Genomic DNA, 25,645 nt, shown 5'->3' on the forward strand with positions numbered 1-25,645 from the left:
TGCCCGGTGGTTAATCGAAATGAATATGAGAACCCGCGAGCCTTACACACGGCGCTTCTCGAAGGCCTCCCAGGCCTCGAGCAGCTTGTCGAAATCGAAGCCTGGCGCCCGGGCGCGTGCCAGCAGATCGCTCTCGGCGCCGACGATGCGGTCGATCGCCTCAGGCAGGGCTTGCGCCTCCTCCGGCGACAGACGCAACGCGCCGTGCCGGTCGGCATGCACCAGATCCCCAGGCACCACGCGCATGCCAAACACCTCTACCGGCTCATCCACGGCCGTGACCCGCACATAGGCATGGGAAGGGCCGACGCGGCCACCCAGCACAATGAAATCAGGCTCCAGATCATCAAGGTCGCGAATCACACCGTTGGTCAGCACGCCGCTGACCCCGAGGCGCTTATGCAGGCAGGTATTGACCTCACCCCAGTAGGCGCCCACGGCATCCTCACCATCCTCGTCCTCGATCACCATCAGGCTATCGCCGGGGCTGTCAGCGACGTAACGGTAGTAAGCGAGGCGACGCTCCCGAATTGTGGCCGCGTCCTCTTCCGGCGGCGTGAGGGCACGGATCTTGGCACAGCGGGCATAGCCGACCAGAGGCCCTGCCTGCGGATCAGCGGCGACGAAAGACCGACGAGTAAAGCCCTCGGCACTGCGTGTGCCGCGTACGAGGTCCAAGGCGTTGGCCACGGTGGGGGTATCAAAGCGGCGCAGCATCTCAAGTAGTGACGGGCTCAGTGTCATGAGTTTCTCCATTGTTTGGGGGGAAGTTCGCGCGTCAGCCAGTGCCCTAGGGCCTGACTGACAGTTTCTGGCGCTTGCAGGGTACTCAGGTGGCCGACGCCCTCTAGGATCATCAGGTCAGAATGAGGAATGTGCTCGGCCAGGTAGGTATGTCGCGCCGGGGGGCACAGGCGATCACCGTCACCGCACAGCACCAGAGTCGGCTGAGAGATGGCGGAGAGCCCAGCGCTGCCATCGGGTCTATCTCGCAAGGCCAAGGCCTGGCGCCGGAAGGCCTCGAGCCCGGCCCGCTCGGCCATGGCAACGACCAGATCGGCATGGCCTGTATCGCCCAAAGTGCCATCTGCGGGATACAGCGGCGCCAAGACCTCACGAGCATAGCGGGCGATGCCCATCGTCTCGGCCTGCTCGATATCACTGCGCCGCTGCGCCTGTCGTTCCGGGGTCTCAGCGAACGGGTTCGTGTTGAGCAGCGCTAGCCGTTCGATCCGCTGCGGCGCCTGGCGCTGGAGAGAGAGCGCCAGGATCCCGCCCATGGATAACCCCGCTAGATTGAAGCTGGGCCAAGGGATTCGCTTCAGGATGTCACGTGCCAGACCCTCCAAGTCATCACGACTATCGATGCGGGGTACAAGGATATCCGCGCGACCGATCAGGGCCTCAATCTGGGGCATCCAGAGACGCTCATCACAGAGCGTGCCGGGGAGCAGCACAAGAGGTGGTTTATTGCGCATAGCCCCCCTCCTGCCTAAGCGGTAAGGCATGGGCCCGCCGGCGCATCGCCGCCACGCACCACCACTAGCTCGGTATCGGCGTCGGAGATGATAAAATGCTCCCACCCCTGAGGAGACGTGAAGGTATCTCCCGCGACCAAGTCAAGTTCACCGGCTTCCCCAACAATCCGCGCTCGGCCAGATTGCACAAACAGCACTTCGGGTTCCTCACAGTAATAGCGTGGGGTCGACGCCCCTTCGGCTAGACGCAAGACCCTCAGCTGAAAACCGTGCGGCCACCAGCCAGTTATCGGGCCCGGCCCGATGCCGTCGGCGCCAGCAGCCGGGGCAATCACCGAACACTCCTCAATGCCCTCCCTGGCCAACGGCGAAGAGGCACTGGGCCTCAGGTCTTGGTGTCGAACTAGGCACTGAGCCAGGCGATCCGAAGACGGGGTGACCAACTGCGCAATCTCGTCCGCTTCGGGGGCTTTTTCCAGCTCTGCGTCATCGGGCAGCGTCTCACCCGCGGCCAGATCCACCAAACGCCCCCCTTTGAGCAATATCAGCCCGTGTTCTCGCGCGAGGTCAAAGACCTTGGGCGCCCAACGCACCCGACCGGGATCATCTCCGCCCAGCACCACCCAAAGAAAACCGGTGCCGGCATCGAGTTTCTCGAACCCACGGAACATGTGGATCGGCACACTCGCTACATCGCCGGGGCCAATATCGAGACAACCATCTTCACGCTCGGGGCCGAAAAACAAGCGCCAGCGGCCGGTATGCACCACGAACACCTCGGCTCCTTCGTGGGAGTGTTGGGAGTTAAGACAGCCATAAGGCTGACGCGCCCCCCCCACATTGAAACCATGCGTCTCAGCGATATGCACGTGCTGACCCGCGCTCTCCGACACGCCGGGCCCGATGATGGTGAAGTTTTCCTTGCGGTCCGACCCAGGTGAGCGGGTGTCGACGAACGCATTACGGCAAGGCACCAGATCAGCGTATCGCACACGCCGTGTAGCCAGGACATCCATACTCCAGGTCATGAGGCCCCCTGCTGACGATGCTGAGCGATCTGTGCATGGATGGCGATCTCGTCGAGCTGATGCCATTCCCGTACCACGATATCGCCACGCAATTCGGCATGAGTAATGCCAAGCAGCACGACCGACGCGCCACTGGCTGGACCGAAGACACCGCCCCCTTGGTGGGTGGTCTCAAGGGACCAGCGCAACGCAATGCGGCGCGGAGTAGCGGCATCCTCGCAGTCGATCCAGTGGTGAACCCGGAAGGTCCCGGCAGGGAAGGCGGCCTTGTAGCCGAACCAGAAACGCTCTAAGTCGTCATGACCACGCAAGGTGCGAGCACCGGGCACCTTGGCATCGATGGCCCGATCGTAACCGCTGCGCAATTGCTCCAAGCGTCCCTGCTGCCAGAGATCGCGGTAGCGTTGGGCTACCGGGCCCAAGGCGTCGATGTCCAGATCACCCTCTGGACCGCGCCAGCGCTGTACCAGCTCCTCAGCTGCAGGCATCGTGGCTTTCTCGGCCAAGGCACGCCCCATGGCCTCCGGTGAATGTCCCAGCTGCAGCGCCAAGCCCGCCTGGTCGCGCACCAGCCATTCGTCGACGATTCGGTCTTCACGACACAGACAGTCCGCTATAGTCATGACCCCGGCCCTTACCCCGGTGGGCGCTCCGAATACACCCTGCCCTTGGTGGGTCATGTACGAGAAGATACGATGCGAAGAGTAATATGTGCCCGGGGCGTCCTCGCTGTCGATGACGTCTTCACCAAGAAGGGTGCGGTCAGGGAATTCCTGCAGGGTTTCCAGGGTGCCACGGATCACGCCCTCGACTCCGCTGAAGGCGCCCGCCGGCGTCTTCACAGGGCAATCCTCGTCATAATAGTCGCGGATCAGGTCGATACCGCGTCCTTCCCAGATCCATTCAGTGATCGTGAGGATGTAATCACGAAGATTCGTGAAACGTTCGTCAAATCCATTTAGGCTCATATGCTTTCTCCTATGGAGATTATTGGGCAGTCCAACCGCCGTCGACCATCAGGGCGCTACCGGTCACGAGAGCCGCGGCGTCAGAGGCGAGAAAGGCCACGGGCCCCATTACGTCCTCAATCTGGCCCAACCGCCCTAGAGGAATCTTGGCCAGAACCGACTCGAGGAAGCCTGGCTGCTCGAAGAACGGTTTCGTCATTGGGGTCTCAATGAAAGTCGGACAAATACTGTTCACGCGAATCCCGAGTGGACCGAGCTCGACAGCCATCGCCCGAGTCATGCCCTCTACGGCAGACTTGGAGGCACAATAGAGGCTACGGTTAGCCGCCCCCACATGCCCCATCTGGGACGACATGTTGATGATCGAGCCACCTGCCGGCATCGACGGAATGACCGTCTGTGCCAGGAAGTAGACGGAGCGCACGTTGATATCCATAACCGCGGCGTAATCCGCCTCGCTGATCTCGCCGACGGGCTTGGGTCGATTGGTGCCGGCATTGTTGACCAAGATGTCGATACGCCGCCCAGTCAGCGCCTCGCGCACCGCGGCGGTATCGGTCACGTCCAGGGTCAATAGCTCGGCTGAGTGGCCGGCAGCGGTCAAAGCCGCCACCGTATCCTCAAGTGCCGTTGGAGAACGGGCCACCAAAATGACCCGGGCACCGGCTTGCGCCAGAGCGCAGGCCGCTGCCAGCCCCAGCCCCTTGCTGGCACCGGTGACCAGCGCAGTGCGCCCAACGAGGCTAAGGTTCGGCGTTTTAGGCAACGCCATCATGTCGCTCATGCGTCCACCTGTCCGGCGTAAGGCACATCGCGCTTGCCGTAACGACGTACGCGCTCATTGGCCTGCTCACCATGACCGGCAAACCCTTCCAAGGCGCACAACCGCGAGCAATAGCCACCGATGTGAGCCGAGGCCTCATCGGTCAGTACCTTCTGATAAGTGCAAGTCTTGAGGAACTTGCCGACCCAGAGACCGCCGGTGTAGCGCGCAGCTTTCTTGGTGGGCAATGTATGATTAGTGCCGATAACTTTGTCCCCATAGGCGACATTGGTACGCGGGCCCAAGAAGAGTGCGCCGTAATTGACCATGTGCTCCAGGTACCAGTCAGAGTTTTCGGTCATGACCTGTACGTGTTCGTAAGCCATGTCGTTGGCCACCGCCAGCATTTCGTCATGTGTGTCACAGACGATAATCTCGCCAAAGTTTTCCCAGGACTGTCGAGCGGCTTCGGCGGTAGGCAGCTTGTCGAGCAGCACGGCAATGGCCTTCTCGGTCTCCCGGGCCAGCGCCTCGGATGTGGTCAGCAGTGCACAGGGGGAGTTGGTGCCATGCTCGGCCTGCCCCAGCAGGTCAGTAGCACACAGCAGGCCATCGACGCTGTCATCGGCAATCACCAGGGTCTCGGTCGGCCCAGCGAAGAGATCGATACCAACCCGCCCAAATAGCTGACGCTTGGCCTCGGCCACGAAGGCATTACCTGGCCCAACCAGCATATCTACCGGCGCGATGGTCTCGGTGCCGATGGCCATGCTGCCCACGGCTTGAACACCGCCCAGCACCAGGATCTCATCGGCCCCCGCCAGATGCATGGCGGCAACAATCGCCGGATGTGGCTTGCCCTTGTAGGGCGGTGCCGTAGCGACCACACGCTTTACGCCAGCCACCTTGGCAGTGAGTACGCTCATGTGGGCCGATGCCACCATCGGATAACCGCCGCCGGGTATATAGCAGCCTACTGATTCGATCGGCACGTGCTTGTGCCCAAGGATCACACCGGGACTGTTTTCAATCTCGACGGGTTGCATGGATGCCAACTGAGCTTCGGCAAACCGACGCACCTGGGCCTGTGCAAAGCGGATATCCTCGAGGGCCTGAGGGGATAACTCACTAATCGCGTCGTCGATCTGCTCCTGAGTCAAAAAGAAGCTAGCTGGCGACCAGTTATCAAAGCGCTTTGAAAGGTCAAGAACGGCGGCATCTCCCCTTGCCTCAATATCAGCCAGGGTATTTTCCACCACTTCACGAACCTTGCGGTCGGCTTCAGCTCGAGTATCGGCGGGGGCACCAGTTTTGAAATGACGAATCATGACGAGTCCTTATTGGATGTTGTTGATATTGTTGTGCGCGCCACATGAGGTCAGGCAACGCGCCTGTAAGACACCTCAAACTGGCATTTTATGCATACGAATGCAAAAAGATATCTAAAAAGACCCTACCCTTGAGGAGCAGGGCCAAGGGACACTTAGATGCCCACTGTTAAGAGATAGAGCGCCAGCATCGTAATCACGAAAAAGACCACAAGGAGCCAGCTGATGTTGTCGACCTTGCCCGGTAGGAGCGACCAGCCATCCTCTTCGGTCGGCAGGCCCTGCTCACGGAACATAGCTTTCTGCCCCTTGACCGTGTACGTCGAGTACTCCGTCTGGCGGCCGTCAATCAGCAGGCTGGCGACTATGGATACCAGAATATTGACCCCCGCGCCGATCGCACAGAACCAGGGCCAGCTGATCCCGGTTAGTGTGGCCACTAGCCATACTGCGACAAAGCCTGCTGCAACACCGACCAGCAAGCCTCGCTCGGTGGTATGCTTGGAGAAGAAACCGAGTCCGTACATGCTAAGCTGGGCGCCGACAAAGTAGGATCCCGCCTTGGTCAGCAGCTCGAGAACCGAACCTTCGTTCTCGGCAAATAGAATCGCCGGGGCCACTATGAGCACCGCCCAGATAACGGTGAACAGGCGCGAAGCCTTGAGGTAGTGCTGCGATGAGGCGCCCTTCTTGAAGTACTTCTCGTAGAAGTCGACGGTGGTGACAGTCGCTAGTGAGTTCAGCGCCGAATCCAGGCTCGACATTGAGGCAGCCACCACCGCCGCGGCGACAATCCCCAATAATCCCGGCATGCCATATTCCGCTGCGAACTCCAGCACGATAGTATTGCCGTTTTCGAATTCTCGGCCCTGGTAGTAGTGATAAAACAGCACCCCCATGAGCAGGAACAGGAAGTAGATGAAGAATGCTGCGAAGCCCATGAACATGAACGACTTCTTGGCATCGCCGATGTTCTTGGCGGCCAGCGCCCGCTGCACGACCATCTGGTTGGCGCCGTAGACGGTCACATGGTAGAGCGTCATGGCAATAACCCCTGACCATACCGTGGCCGACACGCCAAGATCGAAGGACCAATCCATGATGTTCATCTTTCCCTCGGCCTGCAGGGCTTCGAGAGATACACCTAGCGAGTCGGGCATCCGGTCGATCAGGGCGTAAAAGATGATGACGGCGCCTACTAGCAGCACCGCTGCCTGCAGTACGTCTGTCCAGATTACCGCTGTGATCCCCCCCATCATGGTATACACCAGCGCAATCAGCGAGATCGCCAATATCGCGTATGTCACGTCCACTTGGGTAATGAAGCTTAGCACCAGCGCCGTAGCATAGAGCACCGCCGCGGAAGACAGGGTCTGGGTCATCATGAAGATGATCGACATCACAGCGCGTGCCTTCTTGCCAAAGCGGCGTTCCTGATAATCGTAGATCGACACTACCCCGCTATTGTAGAAAAACGGCAGGAATAGCGTGATCACCAGGAAGACCACTAACGGGTAGTTGATTTGGATCATCATGACGCCCATGCCACTGCCATAGGACCAGGCAGGACCGCCGAGAAAAGACATCGCACTGACATAGGTCGCCATGACCGAGAGTCCGATAGCCCACCAAGGTGTGGTTCGATTCCCCAAATAATAGTCTTCAGCGCTTTGTACCTTCCTACTGAGGACCGAGCCCATCAGCAGGTTGATCAGGAGATAGGAGATCAGGATCGCCCAGTTGAGAGTGCCAAAATTTTCCATCGCGGGTTCCACTTTGATTGTTGGAAGGGTGTGGACCCTAAAAAAATGGCACAGATTGCATACGCTTGCAACGCCTAACCGAATCAGCCAAGGTCAGCATGAAAAACATGTCAATTATGGCAGGAACACAGCCCCCCAAGACTCAGTGCTTGCAAAGTGAGGCTCAGGTGGGCGCTTTCGCCATTAGGGGCGCTCGCGCCGTAGAGCGCAGAATCGGCGTTACCGGCAGCACTCGGCACTCAGCAACCGCGCCCTCCTCCCCAATCTGTTTGAGCAGTAGCGTCGCCGCCTCTTCAACCATCTGGTCGATGGGCTGTCGTACCGTGGTGAGTCGATAGCTAGGCCAATCTGCTACCGGCGTATCATCGAACCCGATGACCGACACGTCTTCGGGTACCTGCAAATTCAATTCATGTCGCAACGTCTCGAGCACTGCCACCGCCATATGGTCACTGGCGGCAAAAATGGCATCAGGCCGAGAAGCCAAGGAGAACAAAGAGCGAGTCGCCTGGCGGGCCTGTTCGAAGTCATAATTGCCGTACACCACGGACTGGCATTCCAGACCATGGGATGCCAGACCATCGACAAACCCCTGATAGCGACGCTGACTGGTGGAGGAAGATGCAAGTCCCGATAAAAAAGCAATCCGCTCATGGCCACCTGTGGCCAGATAGCTGCCAGCCCAGAACCCACCATGATAATTATCACTATATACCTGACTGACTCCCTCAAACTCCACGCTTCGGTTCAGCAGAACCACCGGCACGCCGACGTCCACGCACTCACGTGCTAGTGATGATGTCAGCAAAGCGGACATCATCAGGATGCCGTCGACCTGACTCTGGAGGATCTGGTCCAGCACATCGGAAAAGTCACCGTTCTCAGGGACCACGAATAGCAGCAGGTGATAGCCCTCAGTCTGGAAGCGCAGAGAAGCTTTCTCCACCGCCAGGGGATAGAACATGTTGTCGAGTTTCGACAACACCAGCGCAATAGTTCGCGACGAGCGGGTAATTAGCGACCGGGCGATGCTGTTAGGCCGGTAGCCCAACTCTTTGGCTGCGGCCAGCACCTTGCGGCGTGTTCGCTCTGAGATGCTCGCCTTGGGCGAAAAGCAGCGACTGACGGCCGATTGGGACACGCCGGCCAGCTCGGCTACCTCACGAGAGGTTACGGCGGGTTTCCGCTTCATTGGTCATACCTGTTTGAAATCGAGATCATTTTGGCATCACAGAGCATAAAGCAGGGATATTTGAAATGGACCAATTCTTTGGCCCTACTGACAGGCCATCCAAGCTCGGATCGGATCATCATCAACCTCGTACCGCCTTGCTCATTGATTGAGAGAAATACAGCTCTACGGGTGTCTCATCGCCCCTGATGAGGCCTGTCCTGTTGTTGAACCAAGTGAAACAACGCCCTTGCTCCAGTTTCTGCAGAGCTTCGTCCTTGCGGGCCTTCAAGTAGATGTGCTCATACATTTAGCTGCACCGAGGCGCTCCGCGACGACGCTCCGTATTGAAAATCTCCGGTACTCCTCAGGTGCCAACGCGTATTGCAAGGCATCAATATAAGTCGTTATCCAGCACATAGCAGCGCTGAATGGCTCGGCCAGTCTACCACTGCCACTAGATACACCAATCCGCGCTCCAAAAATATAGGGAATGTCAGTCTCCAAAACTTGATTTGTTCGGCTGACCATCAGGCCACCCAGACGGTAAGGGCTGCCCTTCTTGACCGGCAGGCTGGTCCGCGGTCGCAAATAGATGCCCTGAAGCCTTATGTGACGCAGATTCACTTGCGATTGCCCCACTGGCCTAGCCGATTGAGATAGATAATCATCAGGCGTGCCCCCTAGAGCGACCGCCGGCACGCCCCGCTTCGAGGAAATCGCCCGCCACGCCGGTGAGGATAACAACAGCCAGGCGCAGCAGGATGATATCGCCGCGGCACTGGCGGGATTGAGCGGCGAAGCGCTGCAGACCGCCATCGTCGAGATTCTCAAGGGTGAGCTGAGCAAGATTCTGTTGATCGACGCCAGCGCCATCGACGTCAACAAGAGCGTCTACGACATGGGCTTCGACTCGCTGATGGGAGTCGAGCTGATGACAGCGGTCGAGGCACGCCTGGGCATCAGCATTCCGGTGATGATGATCAGTGAAGCTGCCACCCTGTGGCGACTGGCGGAGCGCCTGATGCACAAGATGGGCAATGCTGACGGCGAAGAAGCCGAAAGCAGCGCCGAAGATCAGGCCATGGCGCAGCTGGTGAAGCAGCATGGCGGCGAGACGGCCACGCTGACAGAGCGCGGAGAGATGGTCAGCAAGTAGCCACCAGCTCCGGCGCCCAGCCCACGCCTTGATGCCGGATGGCAGGTGTGGGCTGGTGCCATGCGCCATCTTGGCGTAACGTCGACCCATTCGCGCGACGGCACCAGGCAGACGGACATCGCCAGATCGGGCCCTGACAGCAATCCCCGCTCTCGCCAAGGCCCATGCCTCGTCAGCGCACACGATCAGCTTGAAGATCCCCGACGGGCGGAGAGCCAAGGCTCTTGCGCCCGTTTTTGGGTCAGCATCACATGTGTAAGGAACTCGACTCTTGGCAACCCGCAATTCCCCCGGTTCATCCGCCAGTGACATGAAGCAGCAACTGCTCGACAAGGCGCGTGCGCGCCGCACTCGCCCGGCCAATACGCAGTCGAATGATGAGGATATCTTCGCCCACAAGAGCGCTGAACCGCTTCAGATCAGTGATGACTTCGTGCGCTTCGATCGCCAACCCGGCTATCAGCAACTCAGCATGATGCAGCAGGCCGGCGCCGCCTTTGGCGTGCCGGAGCCCTTCTTCCGCGTGCATGAAGGCTGTGCCGGCGCCACGACGCGTATCGAGGGGCGTGAGCTGGTCAACTTCGCCAGCTACAACTACCTCGACTACTCGCGCCATCCGGAAGTGGTCAAGGCCGCGGCTGAGGCTGCCGCGCACTATGGCACCTCGGTGTCGGCCTCTCGCGCGGTCTCCGGCGAGCGCCCGATCCATCAGCAGCTGGAAGCCGCCGTCGCGCGCACCTACGACGTCGAGGATGCGGTGGTCTTCGTCAGCGGCCACGCCACCAATGTCTCCACACTGGGTTATCTGCTCGGCCCGAAGGACCTGATCCTGCATGACGAGTGGATCCACAACAGCTCGCTGGTCGGCGCCCAGCTATCCGGCGCCCGCCGCATGCCCTTCGCACACAATGACCCGGACGCGCTGGAAGCGCTGCTCAGCAGTCAGCGCGGCAAGTTCGAGCGCGTGCTGATCGTCACCGAAGGCCTCTACAGCATGGACGGCGACGTGCCGGACCTGCCGCGCCTGATCGCCCTCAAGCAGAAGTACCGCTGCTGGCTGATGGTCGACGAAGCCCACTCCTTCGGCGTACTCGGCGAGCGCGGGCTCGGCCTGAGGGAGCACTTCGACATCGCTGCGCGTGACGTCGATATCTGGATGGGCACGATGAGCAAGACGCTGTCCGGCTGCGGCGGCTACATCGCCGGCTGCAAGGAGCTGGTCAGCATGCTGCGCTACTTCGCGCCGGGCTTCCTCTACTCGGTGGGCATGCCGGCCCAGGTCGCAGCACCATCGCTGAAGATTCTCGAACTGCTCCAAGGCGACGATGCCAGACAGCGTATCGCGCGTTTGCACGCCGTCTCCGGCTACTTCCTCAAGCGCGCCCGCGCACTGGGGCTCGATGTCGGCGACAGCCTGGGCGTTGCCGTCGTGCCGGTGATTCTGGGCAGCTCACTGGTAGCCGCACGCCTCTCCAACCAGCTGTTCGAGGCAGGCTTCAACGTCCAGCCCATCCTGCACCCCGCCGTGCCGGAGAAGAGCGCGCGACTGCGCTTCTTCCTCTCCTGCGAGCACACCGAAGCGCAAGTCGACGCCGTCCTCGACACGCTCATGCAGCAGCTGAGCAATATCAAGGCGGGTCTTTGACCAGAGCTGTGAGCCCAGTCTGACCGAGATTTCTCAACGCCTTGACGGCTGACACACCCCACAACGAAAAACGCGGCCCTGCTTTTCAGCGGGGCCGCGTTTTTGTCACGACAGGAATAAGTGCCGGCGCCAGATGTCAGTGGCTCAAGACTGCTCTGCCATCAGCTCGCTCAGCACCTGCTCGAACACTTCCTTGGGCTGAGCACCGCTCAGGGCACTGCGGCGGTTGAAGACGAAGGTTGGCACGCTGGAAATCCCCATCTGCTTCCAGTGGTTCTCATGTTGCACCACCTGCTCACGTGCCTCGGCGTCATCGAGCTGCGCGAGTCCTTCCGTGGCGTCCAGCCCGACCGCAGCCAGCGAGTCCGCCATCACGGCGCGGTCCGACATGTCCTTCTGCAGCGTGAAGAAGTCCGCGAAGAACTGCATCATCAGGTCATGCTGCATGCCTTGCTCGGCGGCGTACTCGAGCAGTACGTGCAGCTCGAAGGTATTGACCATGCGCATGTCGTCGAAGTAGTTGAAGACCAGCCCTTCCTCAGCCGCCAGGTTGGCGAGGTTCTGACGCGCCTCGACACTGCCCTTGGGCGTGGTGCCGTACTTGCGTTCAGAGTGTGCGCGCAGGTTCTCGCCATGCGCCGGCATGTCCGGGTTCAGCTCGAAGGGCTGCCATTCGATCTCGACCCTGTCTTCCAGGCCCAGTGACTGAATGGCGCTTTCGAGGCGCTTGTAGCCGATGATGCACCACGGGCACACCACGTCGGAGACGATGTCGATCTTGAGCTTGTCTTGCATATCCATTCTCCTGAGCGGTGAAACAACCTTCCTCACCGCACGTCAATATTAGTGAGCGATTGCTCAAATTTGCGCGTACTGTAGCCCTCTCGCCAGCCAAGGTCAAAGTGGCGACACGGCCAGGGGCCCCCTTGAGATCATGGGCGCAGGCCAGCGGTGCAACCAGGTCCGTACAGATCGTCGGCAATGGGTGGGGAGGCTGTCGCTCAGCGCGGCCTTGCCTATTGCATCTCAAGGCAACGCTCGTGGGCGCGCAGCGTGCCCCACACGATCGCCAGCCAGAAGGCATAGACCATCACGCCGCTGGCCTGGGAGAACATCACCCAGGTCATCCCGAAGTCGAGGAAGGTCAGCGGCAGCAACACGCCGGCGACAGCCAGTGAGCGCAATGTCAGGTCGTCGCTGTCCAGGCGACGGTAGAAGAGTCGCAGCGGCACCAGGTAGAGGGCCAGCAACGCCAGCAAGCCCATTACTCCACGCTTGACCCAGGCATCGAGAAACTCGTTGTGGGGATGCTCGTAAGGTTGAACATGGCGACTCAGCTCGCCCCGCTCGATCATCGCATCACGCGCCTCGGCGTAACCTGTCTCGCCTCTGCCCAGCCACGGCTGCTCGGCGATCATCAGCAGAGCCCCCCGCCACATCTCGAGTCGTGCCCCCGCGGAGGTGCCGGCATTGCGATCCTCCACGTACTTCGTGACATCCGAGACACCGGCTTCGACACGTTGCTGGATACCGGTCGCCGGCGTCATCACCATCAGAGCGATCACCCCGGCACACATGAAGACGCCCAGCCGCAGCACACGCTGCGAGATCACCTCACCATAACTGCGATACAGCACCCATGCGGCAAACGGGAAGCCGATCCAACCGCCGCGCGTCCCCGACATCAAGGAGCCGATGATACCGAACGCACCGCCGATCAGCAGCGCCAGCAACCAATAGCGCCGCCGAGCTCCCGCCTGACTCATCGCCCAGCCAAGGCCTGCCAGACACATCAGCCCCATCAACATGCAGATATCGCCAAAGTTAATGGTATTGGTGAAGCCACCCGCACGATGCACACCCCACACCAGCTTCTGCCACATCGCCCAACTGCCGGTCAGCACACTACCGAGGATCAACCCGCCCCACATGGCCCCGAGCGAGGGGGGGCACGACAACACCAGCAACAGCACTAGCACAGCCAACAACAGACGAATCGGCACGTCAGTCGTCTGCCACGCATCCCCCTGCAGCAGGATACTTACCAGCAACAAGGCAGCGAGGCCTGCCACCACGCCGATCACTGCCAGGTCTTCCTTGTGGGCGGCCCTCAACAGCCTGCGCGGCTCGCGCAGCAGGCAATAGCCACTGATCAACACCAGCAACGCCGGCCCCAGGCTATAGCCAGCAGGCATCACCAGGCTGAGCAAGCCAAACAGAAAGACACTGCAGGAAACGGCGCGCGAGATCATAGGGGAAAAATATGGACAAACACCGGATGAATCCGAGCGCGCAGCAGAAGCGAATGACGACATACCTGGCCTTCCTGATCCAATGATGACGATGTTAACGGTGATACGGGCAACTCGGCCGACTTCGGCAAAGCGCCATCGTGAGCTTGATGAGCGGGATAGCCTGACACAACTGCCCTCCTCCTTGGCATCAGGCACGCAGCATGAAAGTCATCACCTGCTCCCTCTATCCCGTTCCCTGTGTGCTCATACGAAAACGCCGCATCACGAGGATGCGGCGTTTGAGTCTTGATCAAGAACTAGGGCTCTGGATCAATCGTTGCCGAACAGATCGCGGGTGTAGACCTTGTCGACCACATCAGCGAGCTCTTCGGCCATGCGATTGCTCAGGATGACGCCCGCCTCCTGCTTGAACGCCTCGGGCATCGCACATGTTGCATGAGCCGAGGAAGGTGAGGCGCGTATCCCTTGAAATAATACATAATCAGTAACTGCTACACTGAGTTGATTTTAAAACGGGCACATACTCAGTCCAAATTGGATAACACGCTAAAAAGAAGCATTAGAAGAAGATATAGACTCTGTCCAAGCTTTCTCTGTTACCACACGAACTAAATCTGCTTTTTTACCCAAGTAACTTGATCCATGATGAGAAAGATGCCCGGCATCTCTAAAGATGCTACTTCCATGGACCGAACTATTACAAATCTCATCAGAACAAATATAATCTTCTAACATTACTACTGGAATACTCAGGCGATCATCTTGAAGCAGGCTAATTACATCCATATGTGTGGAAGAAACATTATTTAATGAGAAGGAACAATCTATATGGTTGTCCCGTGTAAACACCGAGTTATAAATAGCACAACTTGAAAGATCTTCCCCAGTTCTAGGAGGAGGAGAAATAAAAACTGGTTCTTTACCGAAAGATCTAATATACCTAGCTGTTTGGTTCAATTTTTTTAGAACAAGGGTTTTTGAAGGACGATGTAATTGACCAAACTCATCATAAGTATCACTATTATAAATACCTAATGGAGAAGACATTACAACATATTTTACGCTATCATTTTTAGACATCCATTCAATTACAGAGCGGTTAAACTCGATACATTCACTAGACCAAGATTTAGCGTACATATGATTTGTAAGGGCGAGGTTGACTATTGGCGAACAACTTGACTTAGTGAACTGTATAATTTTTTTATCCTTCAGACTTTGACTCGATAAAATGGCGGGTACTAGGTGCATCGCAAAACTATCCCCCCAGACCATAATCACTGGCTCATCTCCAGTCCTACATGCTGCCGTAGTAGTAAATTCACCTTCGCATGCAGGGCTTAATCCGTTATTTACCTGTAACTGTTCATCTACTTTAAGCTCGGCAAACGTAGATCCAGAAGGCGCCGTTCTATTTGGCAACCCAACATTTATATGTCCATAGAGACCTAATGTTATAAAAAAAATGGTACCTGAGACTGAGTATACAAAAATACTACTTCTTGACAAAGAAATTCTTTTATTTCTAAAAGGCTGCTCTATATACTTCCATGAAAAAACAGCCAATAGAATAGAAGCAAAAGATAAAATGAGCATTAAATTTAAGGAAGGCTCAAAAGGGGACCTAATTTTAGCAAAAGCGAATAGAGGCTGATGCCAGAGATATATACTAAAGCTTATAGTACCTATACCAACAAAAAGCTTATTCGCGAGAATTTTATAGCTAAGATTATAGTTACCTGAAAACAATATAATTAGAGTTGTACCAATCACTGGTACTAGAGTGTAGGCGGATGGAAATGGAGTAGCCTCTGAATATATAAATATTGAAGACACAACCATAATCAGGCCTAGCAGTGACAAGTAAGAGTTACTATTTATTTTACTTTGAGTAAGAATGAGCGCACATAATGCACCAGCTCCTAATTCCCATGCTCTTGATGGCAATAGATAAAAGTTTTGAACCGGTAAGTTTCTCCAACTCCATTCTGATAGTATAAAACTAAAAACAGAAAGCAAAAACACAGTGTAGAACAATGGTTTTTTACCGTATCTCCATAATAATAAAATTATAAGAGGAAAGAAAACGTAAAATTGTTCTTCAACAGCAAGGCTCCAAGTATGTAGCAATGGATTTTCTTCAGCGTTCGGAGAAAAGTAATCCGTCTTCTTCCAAAAAAGAAAATTAGACCCAAAAAAAGATACAGCCACTAGTGCTTGTGAAAAATCTTTATATTGCTGAGGCAGCATCCATGCATACGCGAAAGGGATGCAGCAAATCATGACAAAGAATAAAGCAGGTAAAATACGTCTTGCGCGGCGCTCATAAAATTTTAGAATAGAAAATGAACCTTGGTCAAAATCTTTGATCAAAATTGATGTAATCAAATAACCACTAATAACAAAGAAAACATCAACGCCGATATAGCCTCCAGAAAATAACGAAAAACCAGCATGAAATAAAATTACGGGTAAAACGGCCACAGCCCTTAGCCCATCAATTTCTTTTCTATATTCCATCACTAAATCCTAAAATTATATTAACAGTAATTACGATAAGTGCTTAAACCCTGAATTCAAGCAATAAGCGCAGCACCTGCGGTATCCAGGCCTCCTGAGTATTCCCCTAGAAACACCTGCGCCGGTGTCCGGTAGCCGAGTCGCTTTCGAGGACGGTCATTCAACTTTTCGACCACCTTGCGTAGCTCTGCATTGCTGACCAGGCGGAAATCCGTTCCTTTGGGGAAGTACTGCCGTATCAGGCCATTCGTATTCTCGTTGGTCCCACGCTGTCCAGAGCAGTAGGGATCGCAGAAGTACATCGCCGCCGTCACGGCCTTGGCCACCGCTTCGTGGCCGGCGAATTCCGAGCCATTGTCCAGCGTGATCGTCTGGACCGCTCCCCGACGCGGCTTCAACAAGCGGATCATGGCTGCTTGCGTCAACTCGGCCGAGACCCTGAGCAGTCGTGCCGCCAGTAAATAGCCACTGCGACGCTCGACCAGCGTGACCAGGCCTGATTGCTTGTGGCCCTGTATCACGGTGTCGCCCACCCAGTGGCCGAAGAAGCGCCGGTCATCAATCTCATCTGAGCGGTGCTCGATACCGACTCGGTTGGGAATCTTGCCCAACCCGGCGCTCTTGGCGTGCGTGCGGTACTTATTGCGGCGTTTGGGCTGACGGAGATGCCGCCAAAGGTCACCACCCCGTGCCTTGTCGTCCCAGATCAAGGAGTAGATCCATTGATGACTGACACTAACGCCGGCCAAGGGCGCCATGAAGCCACTGATTTGTTGTGGGCTCCACTCCTCACGTAGTCGACCGGCAACGGCGGCCATCATGCCTGGAAGGCGCTTTGTCCACTTGGTGGCAGTGCGGCGCCGATGATCATTGAGTGTCTGAGCCTGCTCGGGATCATAGCCATCAGCGGTAGCGTTACGGCGAATTTCACGGCTGATCGTGCTGCTGTGGAGGTTCAGCTCCCTGCCGATCTGGCGCTGGCTCATGCCCAAGTCATAGCGGGCGTGGATCTGGTATCGTTGGGTCTGGGTCAGCTGTCGGTGTTCCATGCTCTGCTTCACTTTGGTCGGTGAGCCGAGAAGAGTACCGGCGCTGGCCCTCCTGCCTCTACCTTACGGTCCAAAGTGCTGCGGTTATTCTATGAATCCAGGAACAAAAGTGTGAAGGCGACGGGCCAGAAAAGCCGACTACAGCTCAAATGGATATTGATCTTGCTACCGCCATGACTCCGGTCCAACGGTGTTCTAAAGGTTCTTCAGATACCCCTTTTTGCCTTCACCAACGGAGGCTCATGTTACTCGAACGGACGTTGAGTCGATCATCCAGGTCTCGAGATCCACCAGACAAACTTTGCGAAGCCGAAAACGCGACAATATAAATACAGCCTCAAAGGGGCCGTTATTACACCATTATCGGAACTTGGCGTAGACAGTACTCCACGGGCCTTAACGTTCGGTAAGGTCGCGCCATTTAGCGTCAGGGAAAAGGCCGCAAAAGATACCATTCAGCATCTGTCTGTCACCTTTCCTGAGCCTTCTCATTGTTTGAGCCGGTGACACTAGATCTTCGATAAACTGCCATTGGCTATCAGAGATTTTGTAGCGTCCTACCATACCGTACCTATACTGAATGCACATGAGTCACAACAGCCAAAATGACTTTTCGTAAAAAGCAATGCAAAATCCGCCTTTATAAATAAGAAAAAATATATTAATCGCTACCAAATAGATCTCTGGTATAAACCTTATCGACCACATCAGTAAGCTCTTCTGCCATACGATTGCTCAGGATGACATCCGCTTCCTGCTTGAACGCCTCGAGATCACGCATGACGCGTGAACCGAAGAAGGTGTCTTCTTCCAGCACCGGCTCGTATACCACCACTTCCACGCCCTTGGCCTTGATGCGCTTCATCACACCCTGCATGGCACTGGCGCGGAAGTTGTCAGAACCGGACTTCATCACCAGGCGATACACCCCCACCACCTGTGGGTTGCGGTTGAGCACGGACTCCGCGATGAAGTCCTTGCGCGTGGTGTTGGCATCGACGATGGCCTGGATCATGTTGTTGGGCACTTCCTGATAATTGGCCAACAGCTGCTTGGTATCCTTCGGCAGACAGTAGCCCCCATACCCGAATGACGGGTTGTGGTAATGCTGCCCGATGCGCGGATCCAGCCCCACACCTTCGATGATCTGCTTGGCATCCAGGCCATGTGACTCGGCGTAGGTATCCAGCTCATTGAAGTAGGCCACGCGCATCGCCAGGTAGGTATTGGCAAACAGCTTGATGGCTTCCGCCTCGGTGCTGTCAGTGAAGAGCACATCAACACCCTGCTTGATCGCGCATTCCTTGAGCAGACCAGCGAACACCTCGGCACGCTCGGAGCGCTCACCGACGATGATACGAGACGGATGCAGGTTGTCGTACAGTGCCTTGCCTTCGCGCAGGAACTCCGGCGAGAAGATCAGATTCTCGGTATTGAAACGCTCACGTGCCTCTACCGTATAGCCTACTGGCACAGTGGACTTGATCACCATTACCGCTTCAGGATTGATGTCGCGCACATCCTGAATCACCGCTTCAACACTGGAAGTATTGAAGTAGTTGGTGGTGGTATCGTAATCCGTCGGCGTCGCGATGATCACGAAATCGGCACCGCGATAGGCCTCTTCCTTGTCGAGGGTAGCGCGGAAATTCAGGTCCCCACGTGCCAGAAACTCGTCAATCTCGGCGTCTTCAATCGGTGCGACACCACGGTTCAGCCCTTCCACTTTCCCTGGCACGATATCCAGTGCGATCACTTCATGATGCTGTGCGAGCAGCATGGCGTTGGAAAGTCCGACGTAGCCTGTGCCTGCGATGGCGATTTTCATTGCTGAATCCTGTGAATATGATGAAGTGGCGAAGAAAGCCAACATAGTGAAAATGAACGGCCATGGTAGCAAGGCCGGATATCAGACATCCTGGCTAGTCACCAGCGCTTAACACGTCACGATACAGAGCTTCCATGTTTCGTACTCTCTGTTGAATATCATGCTCAGCCTCTACCTTGGCTCTGCCGGCGGCGCCCAAGCGAATACGTAAGCTAGCATTCTCAAGTAGCTCTACCAACGCACTGGCCAGAGATCCAGCGTTTCCCACGGGGAACAGCAGTCCATTCTTCTCATGGTGGACAAGATGTCGATTTCCGGGGATGTCTGAGACGATAACTGGCAGCCCGCAACCCATCGCTTCAAGGATGGCCAAGGGCATTCCTTCCCACCGAGAAGGCAAGACAAAGACATCGCAAAGACGAAGCAACCTAGGCGTATCAGTCCGCCACCCCAGAAAATGGACATGTGATTCAAGACCTGCAAGCTTGACCCTGGCTTCCAAGGGCTCCTTCAAGGCACCGTCCCCCACCAGTACTAGGTCTGCCCCTGGATCGCCAGACTCCCAGAGTTGGCAGTAAGCTTCAACGAGACACTCTGGATTTTTCTGCTCCCATAATCGACCTACCATCATGACGAGTTTACGATCAGCAGGGAAGCCTACCCCCACCCTCAAGGCTTCACGATCAACCTCAAGAGATAACGGATAAAATTTTTGAAGGTCTATTCCATTAGGCATGATCTCGATACGCTTATTGGAAAGTCCAAGTCTATCTCGGCAAATTTTTGCATCATCTTCGTGTAGACAGATGACCCGATGAGAACACCGTGCACCTATCCATTCCATTGCATGAAAGACTCTCTTTTGAAGAAGACTCTTAGCAGCAGGGAAGGCAAAACCATGTACAGTATGAACGATACAAGGTACGCCAGCCCACCTCGCAGCCAACCGGCCAATCACACCAGTCTTGCTTGAGTGAGTATGGACAACATCAAATTTTTCGCGCCGAAAACATTTCCAAAGATACCAAAAGGCTCGAACGTCTCGAGCAGGATGAATCTCACGAACTAGATCAGGCACCACAATTACATTTGAACCAGATTCTATCGCACCTTGTGTCAAAGGGCCTCGACCTTGACAGAATAGATATTTTATAGTCTCGTCGTTTAATCTTTCGAGTTCATCAAGAGTTACTCTTTGAACTCCACTTAGTAATGGTAGCAACTGTACATGTGATACTTTAATCATGGGGTTAGTCTGCTATTAAGAGTATGTTTATTTAAAATAGAAACTTTATAATAGGCAAGGATTAAGCCTATAATTAGCCAAAAGTTCCTTTGCCTCATTCCATAAACAAAAAATGCGTAACCAACAAGCGAAATAAAGGCAACAAGCAACGAGAAGCCAATAATTTTCATAGATAGATCACTAGTAACTTGTATACCTTTAGAAACTATAGCGATCAATAATCCTATAAGTATAATAAGAAGTGATATCCCAAGAATTCCTTGACCAACAGCAACACCTAAAAATGAATTGTGTATTTCATTCATATGATGTCTTGGCATAAATGCTCCAGGGCCAATGCCAAACAAAGGATAATCATTAATAGATTTTAAACCTACCTCAATTTGCTCGATACGTGTAGTGTCCGTTACATCTAAGATTCCTGTTTGCCAAGTGAGCATTAGTTGTATCGGTCTAAATAGTGCCGGCAAATCCTGTGATGTACTTATATAAAAAAAACCAACCATGAAGTAAGTAACTAAAGTAGATATGAAGCCTGTAGTCAACAAAAATCGATAAACTGAAAAATTCTTCTTCTTAGAGCTAGGGAAAAAATATGAATATACAAGTAATGATAAAAAAACCAATACGGCCATACCTAGCGAAGTACGGCTACCCGTAGCTAAAAGCGCTATTATAGAGAACACGCAACCTAAAACTATCCATTTGATGTTTAATAATTTTTCATTAAAAGTATTAAATGACAATGCTAAACTAAAAGCTAATGCAGGTGCCACGAAACTAGGGACTTGATTGATAGCTCTCATCGTAGAGGAGATTCTACCTGAAAAATCATCTATAAAGAGATCCCCTCCGACTCCCATGAATGCTAAAAAACTTCCAAATCCTAATACAATGGAGCCAAAGATCCAGCATTTTATCACACAATAAATATCTTCTTTACTATTTAACAACAAGCAAGTGATAAAAGACAATATGAATCCATATATATAGTTAACAAATTCAATGGACATATAAGTAATGTAATCTTGACCGACATAACTTATTCCATTGAATAATACGGAAAAATAGCATGAAACTACGAACAATAGGAGAACTAAAAAGAAAAAAGTAGCTACAGAATTAATCTTGATCTTGCCAGACGAATCATTATTTCTCGCACTCAATGCAAAATATGCAATTAAGATAACAAAAACAAAATCAGGTAAAGTTAACTTATAACCAACCACTGGCAAATGTGGTGTGATTAATATGGCTGAACAAAAGGCATATGCCCCACATATCTTAGCTCCAGTTGAAACTCTATACATATTATACACCTTTAGGACTTAATAGACTATTGCAGCAAAAGGCTATCGAACATATCTTTATAAGATTTAATGGAATTATCGCTAGAAAAAACAAGGGCTCGGCTTCTTGTAAAAGCTGGTTGAACTGTATTTACAGTAGCTTTTATTACATCTATTAAACTAGAAATATCGTCTTTTGGGAATATTGCTCCCCATTTTCCTTGCTCAATTATTTCGGATGGTCCGTAATCACAGTCAGAGACGACTACTTTTTTATCGAAATATAAAGCCTCGACTACGACATTGCCAAAGCCTTCCCACTGAGACGTTAATATAAAGGCGTCACACATGGCTAAATATTTATATGGGTTATCTTGATGGCCTAAAAACTTTATATTGGATACATCACCAGCAAGAGATTTTAATTTTAGTTCATCTGGGCCATCACCTATAATAACAAGCTCTATATCACTACTGTCAATTGCTTTAAACGCAGATATCATTAAGGGATAATTTTTTTGTGGATGCAATCTACCAATAGTTAAAAAACTGAATTTATTCTCGCTAAAAACAGTACCTATAGACTCTTGGGACATAGCATTGTAATAGTCTTCATCTACAACAGGATTGTATATTAGTAAAGATTTTTTTGTATCTTTTAAAAACTTATTTTCAAGGTCTTTTTTTAGGCCTTCAGATACGAAAACAAGCTTTTCAATATTTTTAGATAAAGATTTAAATATAGAAAGATAAATTACATTTTTTATTGATGTGATATTTAGACCTTGGGTATTCATAGCGTTATGAACGCTAGATATAATTTTGGCCTCAGTAAGCCTTAACATTTTTAGTATGATACAAGGGATAGCAATTGTGACTGGAGATATAAAAATTATATCGAACGCTCTGTTGGCTTTTAAAAAATTGAGCAGAGGATAAAACAAGGTAAAGACCAAAAGAGACTCTTTATTAAACCTCAAGTTCAAACTTTCGACCTTTACACTTGATTTAAGCTCTATATCATTCTGTGTCAACTTAGGGACAATTATATGATGGTCGTAAATATGGCTCGTACTATTGATTATAGAACATCTACGCTCTTGTACACCACCACCCTTTTCAATTGTATGAAGTATATGTAGAATTCTAACCTTAGCCATAGAGTCACCTTATAGTTTTAATAAATTTTGCTGGGTTTCCTGCATAGAGACAACCACTAGGAATATTTTTTGTAACAACAGATCCGGCAGCTACAATAGAATTAGAGCCAATCTCAGTGCAATTCTCAGTTATTATGGCATTACTTCCAATCCAGACATCATCACCAATAATTTTGTGAATGCCTTTAGGAGGGTTATTAGGGTTATGCCCGTGTGAATGTGTATAGCATTTAACTGATTCTGACACAACAACTCTAGCGCCAATGGTGAGTCCACCTGTAAAATCAAGTATGGAATATCGTCCAATTCTACTGTTATTACCGATGGTTAAAACCCCCAAATCTTCGTAATAGGCTTTCGCATAATTTTCAAAACTAACATTATTACCTATATTAAGTGATTTAGGTGCTGCAAGCCTTGCACCAGGGGAGAGAGAGAAATTTTTTCCATAACCATAGCTGTACTGATAATATTTAGATCTAATTTTTTTAAATACAGTGACATATAGCCCTTTTAAAATGAAAAATATTAAATGGCAAAAATTAAAACGGCTAAAAAGCTTAATAAATTTATTTAACATCCTATGCACCCTTCAAGTATAACTTCAGATAATTATTTACCATAGTATTTTTATTGAAAAGTTCTGTTACGCGCTTAAAGGCCAATTCAGCAGTATACGTAGATGTATCGTAGTTTTTCAATAAGTCGTTTATTTTGTATAGTAAATCTTCATGATCTCCAACTTGGAAAAAACTAACTGTGGTACCGGCTACTTCTTTGAACACGGGTATACTAGAACAAATAATCGGAGTTTTTAACACCATGGCTTCTGCTAAGACTAAGCCAAAACCTTCTTGAGTTCCATCACTAGCTATTAGTAACGCGGTCGATTTTTTTATATAATCTAAAGATTCACTTTTTGTAACCCATCCAGTAAAAATTACATTACCACAGACATTTAACTGTGAAGTCAATTCTTCTAACATCGCTCTATCAGGGCCATCACCTACAACATATAATCTTGCATCAGGTAATATTCTTACTACTTTTGAAAATGCTTTTATAATTATAGACTGTCCTTTTACGCTATCCAGTCTACCGACACATGAAAATATAGGAGACTGTGTACTCTTTGTAGGATAGCTTTCTACATTATTTAGCTTATCTACATCGATCCCATTTTTTATTACTATATCTCTTTTATATTTAACAGATAAATAAGATTTACGTACCACTTCTGAGATGTAGACCGCTACGTCACAATGCGTGCGAGTATATCTAGTCCATACCTTTAATAAATAATTCATAGAGTCAAATATTTCATGATGGGTACTTATCACATAAGCGTGGCTCTTGGTTTTAGCTAAACTACGTGCTATGTTTCCAGGCAAAGCAAAATTAGTGTGAACCACATCAAAATTTTCTTTTGCTAATATAGCTTTAAATTCTCGTTTGAATCTTAGTATTTGGCCAGGTACAGAAAGAATATTGTTCTTTTTACCTACAACTATATCAGATACTATTACACCACTAGGTACTTCTCGATTAACGCGAGTCAATTGATCACAGAACCTACAATAGAAAACCTTATGGCCAAGCCTTATAAGATCTTCTGCTATAAAATCAATTAATGACCAAATGGAGTGGGCGGCCTCTCTATCTACGAAGCAAATGCGCATAGTGTTTCCTTAAAAAATAACTATAAATATTTTTTGAATATTTCTATATATCCAGAATATACAACGCTGGGTGAAAAATTATTCTTAGCGTATACTTGACCAGCTTTAGCAATTTCTTTAGATTCTATGGGATTATCAATATGCCATAGAATGAGATTAGATAATTGCTTGTGATTGTTAAACTCAAAAATATGACCGGTGCGCATATTTTCGATAAAATCGTTAGCGGCTTCAAAATTCGAAGTAATCATAGGTAATCCTGCAGCCATACTTTCAACGGCCGACAGTCCGAGGCCTTCAAATTTGGATGGAAGTACAGACAAGAAATTCTTATCCAACTCCTCTACCAAATCCTCTTTACTTAAATGACCATGAAAACAAACATTAACTTTATTTTCTTGTGCAATTTCATATAATACCTTTTGTAAGGTACCATCTCCATAAAAATCGATTGTAATTTTTTCCTTTATGTTATCAACTAGCATTGCAACTGCATCAATTAAAGTACCCCAATCCTTCTCAGAAGAAAGTCTTCCAATAGCAGCTATTCGATAAGTCTCTGTTGAATATTTAAATTTCCTTGATTTACTTAAGAATATATTATCTATGCCACCAGGCAAAGGGTGTGGCCATGCCTGATATCTTTCAATCTGCTTTATAACAAGCCTAGAAACACCAACTATTGTATCAGATAATAGGCACGCAATTATCCAACTTATTCGTATTTTTATGCCCCATGAGTTAAGCGGCATATGCAATGTGCTAACAACTTTAACCCCTTTAATTTTAGCTAGTGCAGCTATTGGGAGTAAACTAGTATATAAATGTAGGTTTAATAAGCGGAGGTCAAGTGACGAAATTAAAGCAGGCAATTTATATTTATCACACACGAATACTCTATCTTTTTTTATAAATTTAATAGAGTGTTCAGCATCTTTTTTAAGAGTAATGATATACACATCATAACCACACTTATCCAGATGCTTGACTAATCCTTCTACATACGTCTCCGTCCCGCCCAGCCCCCAATGCTCTAAAACAATGCCTAATTTCATAAAAATATTCTCTAGTAGTAAATCAGCTGAGTCTCAAATATCAAAAGAATTTTTAAACATACTATCTGAAACGCTTTATTCTAACTTCAATACTAAATAATCACGCTATTCAAAACCTGTACTAATAGAACATAAAAGTACTTTTGATTGGGTAGTTAACAATTACTGCCGTATTATAATGTCACGAGCTTTGCGTCTTTAGTGCTCTCGCTTCTTTCAATTGAGTATCTGTGGTTACAGGGAGACGCTTTATAATTTAGC

Annotated in this window: 21 protein-coding genes; 2 read left to right on the plus strand and 19 right to left on the minus strand. The window is 51.3% G+C overall.

The annotated features are described in order from the left end of the window. Positions 1-42: 42 nt before the first annotated feature. The 8 genes from QD356_RS07355 to QD356_RS07390 form a co-directional block, all read right to left on the minus strand. Entirely contained in the window at positions 43-744 is a 702-nt protein-coding gene (locus QD356_RS07355) for an RraA family protein (RefSeq protein WP_192839527.1), read from the minus strand. Further along, positions 741-1,478, minus strand: coding sequence for an alpha/beta fold hydrolase (locus QD356_RS07360; protein ID WP_192839528.1), 738 nt, complete (start codon positions 1,476-1,478; stop codon positions 741-743). Before QD356_RS07360 ends, QD356_RS07355 begins: the two co-directional genes overlap by 4 nt. Positions 1,479-1,492: 14 nt before the next feature. Continuing rightward, positions 1,493-2,506: a cupin domain-containing protein gene (locus tag QD356_RS07365; RefSeq protein WP_192839529.1), complete on the minus strand. Its 1,014-nt coding sequence runs from the start codon at positions 2,504-2,506 to the stop codon at positions 1,493-1,495. Further along, on the minus strand, positions 2,503-3,474 hold the full coding sequence (locus QD356_RS07370) for an ester cyclase (RefSeq protein ID WP_192839530.1): 972 nt from the start codon (positions 3,472-3,474) through the stop codon (positions 2,503-2,505). Before QD356_RS07370 ends, QD356_RS07365 begins: the two co-directional genes overlap by 4 nt. Before the next feature lie 19 nt (positions 3,475-3,493). Next, on the minus strand, positions 3,494-4,258 hold the full coding sequence (locus QD356_RS07375) for an SDR family NAD(P)-dependent oxidoreductase (RefSeq protein ID WP_225996699.1): 765 nt from the start codon (positions 4,256-4,258) through the stop codon (positions 3,494-3,496). Next, positions 4,255-5,565 (minus strand): histidinol dehydrogenase, encoded by a 1,311-nt coding sequence (hisD, locus tag QD356_RS07380; RefSeq protein WP_192839531.1) that lies wholly within the window; start codon positions 5,563-5,565, stop codon positions 4,255-4,257. Before hisD ends, QD356_RS07375 begins: the two co-directional genes overlap by 4 nt. A 155-nt stretch (positions 5,566-5,720) precedes the next feature. After that, on the minus strand, positions 5,721-7,328 hold the full coding sequence (locus QD356_RS07385) for a sodium/solute symporter (RefSeq protein WP_192839532.1): 1,608 nt from the start codon (positions 7,326-7,328) through the stop codon (positions 5,721-5,723). Positions 7,329-7,491: 163 nt separating this feature from the next. Next, entirely contained in the window at positions 7,492-8,520 is a 1,029-nt protein-coding gene (locus QD356_RS07390; protein WP_192839533.1) for a LacI family DNA-binding transcriptional regulator, read from the minus strand. A 655-nt stretch (positions 8,521-9,175) separates the two neighbouring features. On the opposite strand from QD356_RS07390, the gene QD356_RS07395 reads away from it, so the two are divergent. Further along, complete coding sequence (locus tag QD356_RS07395) at positions 9,176-9,658, plus strand: acyl carrier protein (protein ID WP_279877374.1); 483 nt, start codon at positions 9,176-9,178, stop codon at positions 9,656-9,658. 310 nt (positions 9,659-9,968) lie between these two features. Beyond that, positions 9,969-11,303: an aminotransferase class I/II-fold pyridoxal phosphate-dependent enzyme gene (locus QD356_RS07400; RefSeq protein ID WP_192839512.1), complete on the plus strand. Its 1,335-nt coding sequence runs from the start codon at positions 9,969-9,971 to the stop codon at positions 11,301-11,303. A 144-nt stretch (positions 11,304-11,447) separates the two neighbouring features. Here QD356_RS07400 and QD356_RS07405 read toward each other — a convergent pair whose 3' ends face one another. The 11 genes from QD356_RS07405 to QD356_RS07455 form a co-directional block, all read right to left on the minus strand. Beyond that, on the minus strand, positions 11,448-12,098 hold the full coding sequence (locus tag QD356_RS07405) for a DsbA family oxidoreductase (RefSeq protein ID WP_192839508.1): 651 nt from the start codon (positions 12,096-12,098) through the stop codon (positions 11,448-11,450). Positions 12,099-12,319: 221 nt separating this feature from the next. Beyond that, positions 12,320-13,498 carry an O-antigen ligase family protein gene (locus QD356_RS07410; protein ID WP_192839507.1) on the minus strand — a complete coding sequence of 393 codons (1,179 nt, stop codon included), beginning with the start codon at positions 13,496-13,498 and terminating at the stop codon, positions 12,320-12,322. 606 nt (positions 13,499-14,104) lie between these two features. Further along, on the minus strand, positions 14,105-16,078 hold the full coding sequence (locus QD356_RS07415) for an acyltransferase family protein (protein WP_192839506.1): 1,974 nt from the start codon (positions 16,076-16,078) through the stop codon (positions 14,105-14,107). A 56-nt stretch (positions 16,079-16,134) separates the two neighbouring features. Beyond that, positions 16,135-17,127: an IS30 family transposase gene (locus QD356_RS07420; protein WP_192839505.1), complete on the minus strand. Its 993-nt coding sequence runs from the start codon at positions 17,125-17,127 to the stop codon at positions 16,135-16,137. Positions 17,128-17,788: 661 nt separating this feature from the next. Next, positions 17,789-18,955 (minus strand): nucleotide sugar dehydrogenase, encoded by a 1,167-nt coding sequence (locus QD356_RS07425; RefSeq protein ID WP_192839504.1) that lies wholly within the window; start codon positions 18,953-18,955, stop codon positions 17,789-17,791. 94 nt (positions 18,956-19,049) lie between these two features. Beyond that, the gene (locus tag QD356_RS07430; RefSeq protein WP_192839503.1) at positions 19,050-20,201 is read right to left on the minus strand and encodes a glycosyltransferase family 4 protein; all 1,152 of its coding nucleotides are present in this window, start codon (positions 20,199-20,201) and stop codon (positions 19,050-19,052) included. Further along, complete coding sequence (locus QD356_RS07435; RefSeq protein ID WP_192839502.1) at positions 20,198-21,511, minus strand: O-antigen ligase family protein; 1,314 nt, start codon at positions 21,509-21,511, stop codon at positions 20,198-20,200. Before QD356_RS07435 ends, QD356_RS07430 begins: the two co-directional genes overlap by 4 nt. A gap of 26 nt (positions 21,512-21,537) precedes the next feature. After that, positions 21,538-22,650, minus strand: a complete 1,113-nt coding sequence (locus QD356_RS07440) for a glycosyltransferase (protein ID WP_192839501.1) — start codon at positions 22,648-22,650, stop codon at positions 21,538-21,540. A gap of 4 nt (positions 22,651-22,654) precedes the next feature. Then, positions 22,655-23,230 (minus strand): acyltransferase, encoded by a 576-nt coding sequence (locus tag QD356_RS07445; RefSeq protein ID WP_192839500.1) that lies wholly within the window; start codon positions 23,228-23,230, stop codon positions 22,655-22,657. A 1-nt stretch (position 23,231) separates the two neighbouring features. After that, a complete protein-coding gene (locus QD356_RS07450; protein WP_192839499.1) occupies positions 23,232-24,329 on the minus strand; it encodes a glycosyltransferase family 4 protein in 1,098 nt (365 codons plus the stop codon). A gap of 20 nt (positions 24,330-24,349) precedes the next feature. Further along, positions 24,350-25,384: a glycosyltransferase family 4 protein gene (locus QD356_RS07455; protein WP_192839498.1), complete on the minus strand. Its 1,035-nt coding sequence runs from the start codon at positions 25,382-25,384 to the stop codon at positions 24,350-24,352. Between the last annotated feature and the right edge of the window lie 261 nt (positions 25,385-25,645).

The sequence above is a fragment of the Cobetia sp. 2AS genome (genome assembly GCF_029846355.1).
Taxonomy (GTDB): Bacteria; Pseudomonadota; Gammaproteobacteria; order Pseudomonadales; family Halomonadaceae; genus Cobetia; species Cobetia amphilecti.

Bases quoted from the DNA above. Each gene is read 5' to 3' on its own strand.
- QD356_RS07355 (WP_192839527.1), bottom strand. From the start codon at position 744: ATGACACTGAGCCCGTCACTACTTGAGATGCTGCGCCGCTTTGATACC.
- QD356_RS07360 (WP_192839528.1), bottom strand. From the start codon at position 1,478: ATGCGCAATAAACCACCTCTTGTGCTGCTCCCCGGCACGCTCTGTGAT.
- QD356_RS07365 (WP_192839529.1), bottom strand. From the start codon at position 2,506: ATGACCTGGAGTATGGATGTCCTGGCTACACGGCGTGTGCGATACGCT.
- QD356_RS07370 (WP_192839530.1), bottom strand. From the start codon at position 3,474: ATGAGCCTAAATGGATTTGACGAACGTTTCACGAATCTTCGTGATTAC.
- QD356_RS07375 (WP_225996699.1), bottom strand. From the start codon at position 4,258: ATGAGCGACATGATGGCGTTGCCTAAAACGCCGAACCTTAGCCTCGTT.
- hisD (WP_192839531.1), bottom strand. From the start codon at position 5,565: ATGATTCGTCATTTCAAAACTGGTGCCCCCGCCGATACTCGAGCTGAA.
- QD356_RS07385 (WP_192839532.1), bottom strand. From the start codon at position 7,328: ATGGAAAATTTTGGCACTCTCAACTGGGCGATCCTGATCTCCTATCTC.
- QD356_RS07390 (WP_192839533.1), bottom strand. From the start codon at position 8,520: ATGAAGCGGAAACCCGCCGTAACCTCTCGTGAGGTAGCCGAGCTGGCC.
- QD356_RS07400 (WP_192839512.1), top strand. From the start codon at position 9,969: ATGAAGCAGCAACTGCTCGACAAGGCGCGTGCGCGCCGCACTCGCCCG.
- QD356_RS07405 (WP_192839508.1), bottom strand. From the start codon at position 12,098: ATGCAAGACAAGCTCAAGATCGACATCGTCTCCGACGTGGTGTGCCCG.
- QD356_RS07410 (WP_192839507.1), bottom strand. From the start codon at position 13,498: ATGCCTGCTGGCTATAGCCTGGGGCCGGCGTTGCTGGTGTTGATCAGT.
- QD356_RS07415 (WP_192839506.1), bottom strand. From the start codon at position 16,078: ATGGAATATAGAAAAGAAATTGATGGGCTAAGGGCTGTGGCCGTTTTA.
- QD356_RS07420 (WP_192839505.1), bottom strand. From the start codon at position 17,127: ATGGAACACCGACAGCTGACCCAGACCCAACGATACCAGATCCACGCC.
- QD356_RS07425 (WP_192839504.1), bottom strand. From the start codon at position 18,955: ATGAAAATCGCCATCGCAGGCACAGGCTACGTCGGACTTTCCAACGCC.
- QD356_RS07430 (WP_192839503.1), bottom strand. From the start codon at position 20,201: ATGATTAAAGTATCACATGTACAGTTGCTACCATTACTAAGTGGAGTT.
- QD356_RS07435 (WP_192839502.1), bottom strand. From the start codon at position 21,511: ATGTATAGAGTTTCAACTGGAGCTAAGATATGTGGGGCATATGCCTTT.
- QD356_RS07440 (WP_192839501.1), bottom strand. From the start codon at position 22,650: ATGGCTAAGGTTAGAATTCTACATATACTTCATACAATTGAAAAGGGT.
- QD356_RS07445 (WP_192839500.1), bottom strand. From the start codon at position 23,230: ATGTTAAATAAATTTATTAAGCTTTTTAGCCGTTTTAATTTTTGCCAT.
- QD356_RS07450 (WP_192839499.1), bottom strand. From the start codon at position 24,329: ATGCGCATTTGCTTCGTAGATAGAGAGGCCGCCCACTCCATTTGGTCA.
- QD356_RS07455 (WP_192839498.1), bottom strand. From the start codon at position 25,384: ATGAAATTAGGCATTGTTTTAGAGCATTGGGGGCTGGGCGGGACGGAG.